A 5,425-nucleotide genomic window follows, 5' to 3' on the forward strand; every position below is an offset into this window, starting at 1 on the left:
CCCGAGGTGCTGGTTGTCGCGACGGGAGAGGTCCAGCACGTCCGGATCGGCGAACCGCTCCGGGTCCCGGTCCGCGGCGGCCAGGACGACGAGGACGGGGTCGCCGGCCTCGATGCGCTGTCCGCCGAGGGTGAGGGGCTGCGTGGCGAAGCGCCAGGTGGCGAGTTCGACCGGGCCGTCGTAGCGGAGGAGTTCCTCGACGCCGGCCTCCAGGAGGCCGGTCTCCCCGGCGGCGAGCGACGCCTGGAGCCGTGCGCGCTGCTCGGGGTGGGTGAGCAGGGCGTAGGTGCCGTTGCCGATCAGGTTCACGGTCGTCTCGAAACCGGCGAACAGCAGGATGAAGGCCATGGCCGCCGCCTCGTTCTCGGTGAGGTGCTCGCCGTGGTCGGAGGCGCGGATGAGACCGGAGATGAGGTCCTCACCGGGGGCGGCTTCGGCGGGCAGCGCCTCCCGCTTGCGGTGGATGAGGTCGGCGAGGTAGCCGCGCATCTTCTTCACGGACCGCGCGACGCCGCCCCTGGGACCGCCCTGGTGACGGATCATCATGCCCGCCCAGTCGCGGAAGTCGTCCTGGTCCTCGCGCGGGACGCCGAGCAGGTCACAGATGGCGTAGATGGGGAGCGGGAACGCGAACTCGTGGATCAGGTCGGCGGACCCCTTCCCCGCGAACCCGTCGATGAGGGTGTCGGTGAGCTCCTGCACCCGCGGCGCGAACTCAGCGACCCGGCGGGGCGTGAACGCCTTGGACACCAGCCGCCGCAGCCGGGTGTGGTCCGGCGGGTCGATGTTGAGCAGATGCGTCATCAGCTCGGCCTTGCGCTCCCCGGGGATCCCGGTCTTGCCCTTGGCGTGCGCCGGTTCGTCGTGATGCGCGGGGTTCTTGGAGAGCCGGTGGTCGGCGAGCGTCTGCTTGGCGTCGGCGTACCGCGTGACCAGCCAGGCCTCCACACCGCTGGGGAGCCGCGTCTTGTGGACGGGGCTGTGCTCGCGGAGCCAGGCGTAGGCGGGGTAGGGGTCGCTCGCGAACTCCCAGGTGAAGAGGTCGGGAGCGGTCGCGCGTGTGCTGGGCTGGGGCTGGTCGGTCACGCCTCGACGGTATCCGGCCTCCGGGAGCGCCCCTGCCTCGGTTGCGGCTGGGCTGGGCTCCTCTGGAGCTGTTCCGTGGGCCCGGCTTCCGGATTCCGGCCTCCCGGCTCCCAGCCTTCGGCTCCTGGTTCCTGGCTCCCGGGAGCCCACGTCTTCGTCCCCGGGTCGCTCAGCCCTCGGCGTCTCTGATCGCGTCCCGGTACGCGCGGGCCGCCGCTCTCAGGGCCGCCTCCGGGTCGACGCCCTCCGACTCGGCGCGGACGGCCAGAGCCAGGAGGTCGTAGCCGATGCCCTCGACGGGCGGGAGGGGTATGTCCAGGTTCGCCGTGCGGACGCGGGAGGCCAGTTTGGCGGCGAGGGCCAGGCCGGGCTGGCCGAGGGGGATGCCCTCGGTGATCGAGGTGCGCTGCTTTTCGACCGCCTTGGTGCGCAGCCAGTGCTCCTTGACCTCCTCCGGGGTGGTGGCGGTCGCGTCGCCGAAGACATGCGGATGGCGGTGGATCAGCTTGGCGACGATGCCGCCGGCCACGTCGTCGATGGAGAAGGGCTCCTCGCCGTCCTCAGGTCGGCCTTCCTCGGCGATGCGGGCGTGGAAGACGACCTGGAGGAGGACGTCGCCGAGCTCCTCGCGCAGTTCGTCGCGGTCGCCCTCCTCGATCGCCTCGACGAGTTCGTACGCCTCCTCGATGCCGTACTTGGCCAGGCCCTCGTGGGTCTGCCGGGAGGACCAGGGGCATTCGGCGCGGATGCGGTCCATGACCTGGACGAGGTCGAGGAGCCGGGCGCCCGGCAGGTCGTAGGAGGCGGGCAGCAGCTCCAGCTCGGGCATGGCGACACGGCCGGTGCCGGTGAGGCGGGCCAGGCCGTCCGTGAGGACCGGTTCGCCCTGGCCGGTCGCGACCACGACCAGCGTGTGTCCGCCGACGCAGGCGTCGACCAGCTCCTGGGCGGTCGGGGACGCCTCGGCGACGGGGATCCCCGCCTCGCGCAGATACGGCAGCTGCGGGTGCGTGCCGTCCGCGCACAGCACCCGGTCGGCCGCGTGCAGTGCCTGCCAGGCGGGCCAGGAGAGCAGGCCGGGGGCGACGCGGTGGCTGGTGGTGAGCAGGACGATGCGGCCGGGGGCGGCGGCCGCGTCGGGGGCGGTCCGCTCGGGGCCCGGGGTGGCTTCGGGGCTGTTGGCGTTCACGGTTCGAAGCTATCCCACGCCGCCGACAGCGCCCGAAGTTGTCCACAGGGCCTGAGGCCCGGGTTGCCACAGGACCCTGAGGCCCGGGTTGTCCACAGGTCCCGGAGGTCAGGTGTCCACAGGGCCCGAGGGCCGGGCGTGGCGTCCTACATGCCCTGCTGCGTCTGTGCCGCCGTGACGTCCCGCACCCAAGGCGTCTTGGCGTCGGCGCGGCTGCTCTTCTGGACGTCCCAGGTGCCGTAGCGCGGGTTGAGGTCGACGTTCAGGTCCTTGGAGGCGTCGGAGAGGGCCTTCCAGAACTCGGGACGGTCGGTGTTGGTGCCGAGCTTCTCGGCGAGCTTCTGGGCCTCCAGCTGGAGCCGGAGGTTGTCGTCGAGGCGCTGCGGCGGGATGCCGTACTGCTGGAGCCAGGTCGTCTCCAGCGCCTTCGGACCGCCGGCCTGCTGTTCCAGGGCGGACCGCATCGACTGGATCTCCTTGCGGGAGACGGTCACTCCGGCGTTCTCGGCGGCGCGGTGCAGCACCCGGTCCAGGACCATGGTGTGCAGGGTGTCGCGGGTGAGGGTGCCGGTTCTGGCGATGGCCTGCTGGTACTGCGCCTCGTCCTGCACGGCCGCCCGCTGGGCCGCGCGAACCTCGCCGACCCTCTCGTCCAGCTGGGAGACGGTGATCCGCTGGCCGCCCACCACGGCTGCCGCGCCGGGATGCGCGTCGTTCCCGCAGGCGGTGAGAAGGGGCGCCGCGGCGGCGATCGCGGCGGTGAGGACGAACGCGGTGCGACGGCGGCGGTGCAAGGAAACCTCCCGAGGAGATTGTGCGACGGTGCACAAGGTCTTGCGATGATCGATGGTAGGCAGTGTCCAAGCTCTGGCCAACCCATTCGACCAACGATTCACCGGGACTTCCGACACCGCCGCGCGGACCGGGCCGGGAGGGAGCCGCGTCCGGGGGGTCGGCGCGGTTCCCCTCCCGGGGTCTCCGGTGCGTTCAGGGTTCCCGGCGGTCCTGGAGCCGGATCGCCGCCGTCAGCAGCCCGACGGCGAGGACGGTGACGTAGAGACCCGCCGCGTAGGGACCGCCGGGGAACGGCATTCCGCCGGGCTGTCCCTGGAAGTCGCTGAGTGCGATGAAGGGCAGCCAGGCACCGATGTCGACGCTGAGCAGCCATTCGCCCGCGGCGCCCAGCGCGGGCTCGGCCACCAGGGACCACACCAGCACGACCGCCACGGTCGCGCCTCCGCTCTTGAGCAGCAGCCCGACCGCGAGACCGATGACCGCGGTGATCGCGAACGCCACGGGGACCGTGAGGAGCTGGCGCCAGTCGAGTCCGGAGTCCGGGGTGAGCCGCGCGGTGGGCTCCGCCAGTGCCGCCACGGCGAGGCCACCGGCCATGAGGGCCGCCCCGGCGAGTGCGGCGAGCCCGGCGACGACCGCCGCCTTGCCCGCCAGCAGCCGGTACCAGGACGGCACGGCCAGACGGGAGGCCCAGATCGTGCCCGTGCGGAACTCCATGGTGGCCGAACGGGCGGCGAAGACCATGATGAGCAACTGGGCGAAGGCCGGTCCCGTCAGGACGTCGGCGATGCCCGGCTCCTGTCCTTCCGCCGTCTCCCGCACCCCGAAGCCGCTCAGGGCCAGCGACACCGCGGCCGTGATCCCGAGGAACCACCACGTCGAGGCCAGCGACCGCAGCTTGTCTACTTCCGTCCGCAGTACGGCCGTGCTCATGCCCGGCTCCCTTCCATCGGTTGCCGCACGGAGCCCCGGTACTCGACCGAATCGGCCGTGAGCTTCAGATAGGCGTCCTCAACTGTGCGGCGGCGCGGCGCCAGTTCGAACAGGACCAGTCCGGCCCGGGCCGCCGCCCTGCCGATGTCCTCGCTGCTCATCCCGGAGACGAGCAGCGCCTCGGCGCGCTCGGGTCCCTCGACGACGGTCGCGCCGTGCTCCAGGACCAGGTCGCGCAGCCGCTCGGGCTCCTCGGCCCGTACCAGCACCTCCTCGGTGGAGCTGAGGGAGGTGAGGTCCGTGACGGAGCCCTGGGTGATCAGTTTCCCGCGCCCGATCATCACCACGTCGTCCGCCAACTGCGCCATCTCGGCAAGCAGATGGCTCGAGACGAAGACGGTGCGGCCTTCGCCCGCCAGCGCGCGCAGCAGTCCCCGCATCCAGGCGATGCCCTCGGGATCGAGGCCGTTGGCGGGTTCGTCGAGGACGAGGACGCCCGGATCGCCCAGCAGTGCGCCCGCCAGCCCGAGGCGCTGCGCCATGCCGAGCGAGAACCCGCCGACCCGATTGCCCTCCACGTCGGTGAGACCGACCTGCGTGAGCACCTCGTCCACCCGTCGCACGGGAATCCCGTTGCTGCGGGCCAGCCAGATCAGATGAGCGCGGGCGGAACGCTTGGGGTGGGCCCAGCGGGCGTCCATCAACGCTCCGACGACCCGGAGGGGTTCGGGATGCTCGTGGTAGCCGCGCCCTCCGATGAGCGCGGTCCCGGCGTCGGGCCGGGTGAGCCCGAGCAGCATGCGCAGGGTGGTGGACTTGCCGGCCCCGTTCGGGCCGAGGAAGCCAGTGACGGTTCCGGGGTTCACGGTGAAGGACAGGCCGTCGACGACGCGCTTCTTCGCATACGTCTTGGCCAGCCCCGACACTTCGATCGTCGCCTTGGTCATCTCCGCGAACCCGCCTCAGGCCACGATCAGTTGCTGCACCACGCCGAAGCTCGCGAGCAACAGGACGACGACGACCCAGACGACCTTGCCGGGCGCGAGTCCGCGGCGGACGGCCTTGACGCACTCGGTGAGTCCGATCAGCGCCGCCAGGAGCCCGATGCCGCCGATCACGGCCGCGGTGACGTACGCCCAGGTCTGGTCTCCCTGCCAGCGGAGCAGCAAGAGGGCCACAGCGAGCGGGACTACGGGCCAGGCGTCGCCGCGGACGGACTCCGGGGCTTCCTGCCGCCGTGCCGAGAAGGATCCGTTGCTCATGTCTTCCTTGGTTTTCCTTGAGGGCTTGTCAAAGGGTCGGGTGCCGGGAAGGGGTGTGCGGCCCGCGGAACCGGCTGGCCCCGATGATCCGGTCGGCCATGGCGAGGCCTGCGGTGGAGGTGGAGTCGGGGACCTCGTTGCCGATGGACCAGCTCTGCAC

At 71.8% G+C, this 5,425-nt stretch carries 6 protein-coding genes; all 6 read right to left on the bottom strand.

What is annotated here, in order from left to right:
• The coding region (locus tag ABZ281_RS35990) for a cytochrome P450 (RefSeq protein ID WP_356662268.1) at positions 1–1,086 on the bottom strand (1,086 nt) is incomplete at its 3' end.
• A 169-nt stretch (positions 1,087–1,255) separates the two neighbouring features.
• The gene (locus ABZ281_RS35995; RefSeq protein ID WP_356662269.1) at positions 1,256–2,275 is read right to left on the bottom strand and encodes a nucleoside triphosphate pyrophosphohydrolase; all 1,020 of its coding nucleotides are present in this window, start codon (positions 2,273–2,275) and stop codon (positions 1,256–1,258) included.
• A gap of 146 nt (positions 2,276–2,421) precedes the next feature.
• A complete protein-coding gene (locus ABZ281_RS36000) occupies positions 2,422–3,069 on the bottom strand; it encodes a SurA N-terminal domain-containing protein (RefSeq protein WP_356662270.1) in 648 nt (215 codons plus the stop codon).
• Between the two features lie 193 nt (positions 3,070–3,262).
• Positions 3,263–4,003 (bottom strand): hypothetical protein, encoded by a 741-nt coding sequence (locus tag ABZ281_RS36005; RefSeq protein ID WP_356662271.1) that lies wholly within the window; start codon positions 4,001–4,003, stop codon positions 3,263–3,265.
• The gene (locus ABZ281_RS36010) at positions 4,000–4,950 is read right to left on the bottom strand and encodes an ATP-binding cassette domain-containing protein (RefSeq protein WP_356662272.1); all 951 of its coding nucleotides are present in this window, start codon (positions 4,948–4,950) and stop codon (positions 4,000–4,002) included. Before ABZ281_RS36010 ends, ABZ281_RS36005 begins: the two co-directional genes overlap by 4 nt.
• Before the next feature lie 15 nt (positions 4,951–4,965).
• The gene (locus tag ABZ281_RS36015) at positions 4,966–5,265 is read right to left on the bottom strand and encodes a hypothetical protein (protein WP_356662273.1); all 300 of its coding nucleotides are present in this window, start codon (positions 5,263–5,265) and stop codon (positions 4,966–4,968) included.
• Between the last annotated feature and the right edge of the window lie 160 nt (positions 5,266–5,425).

Source organism: Streptomyces sp. NPDC006265, assembly GCF_040613555.1.
In the GTDB taxonomy this organism is placed as follows: domain Bacteria; phylum Actinomycetota; class Actinomycetes; order Streptomycetales; family Streptomycetaceae; genus Streptomyces.

What these genes read in the sequence shown, in the direction of transcription:
- ABZ281_RS36015 (WP_356662273.1), bottom strand. Translation starts at nt 5,265, where the DNA reads ATGAGCAACGGATCCTTCTCGGCACGGCGGCAGGAAGCCCCGGAGTCC.
- ABZ281_RS36005 (WP_356662271.1), bottom strand. Translation starts at nt 4,003, where the DNA reads ATGAGCACGGCCGTACTGCGGACGGAAGTAGACAAGCTGCGGTCGCTG.
- ABZ281_RS36010 (WP_356662272.1), bottom strand. Translation starts at nt 4,950, where the DNA reads ATGACCAAGGCGACGATCGAAGTGTCGGGGCTGGCCAAGACGTATGCG.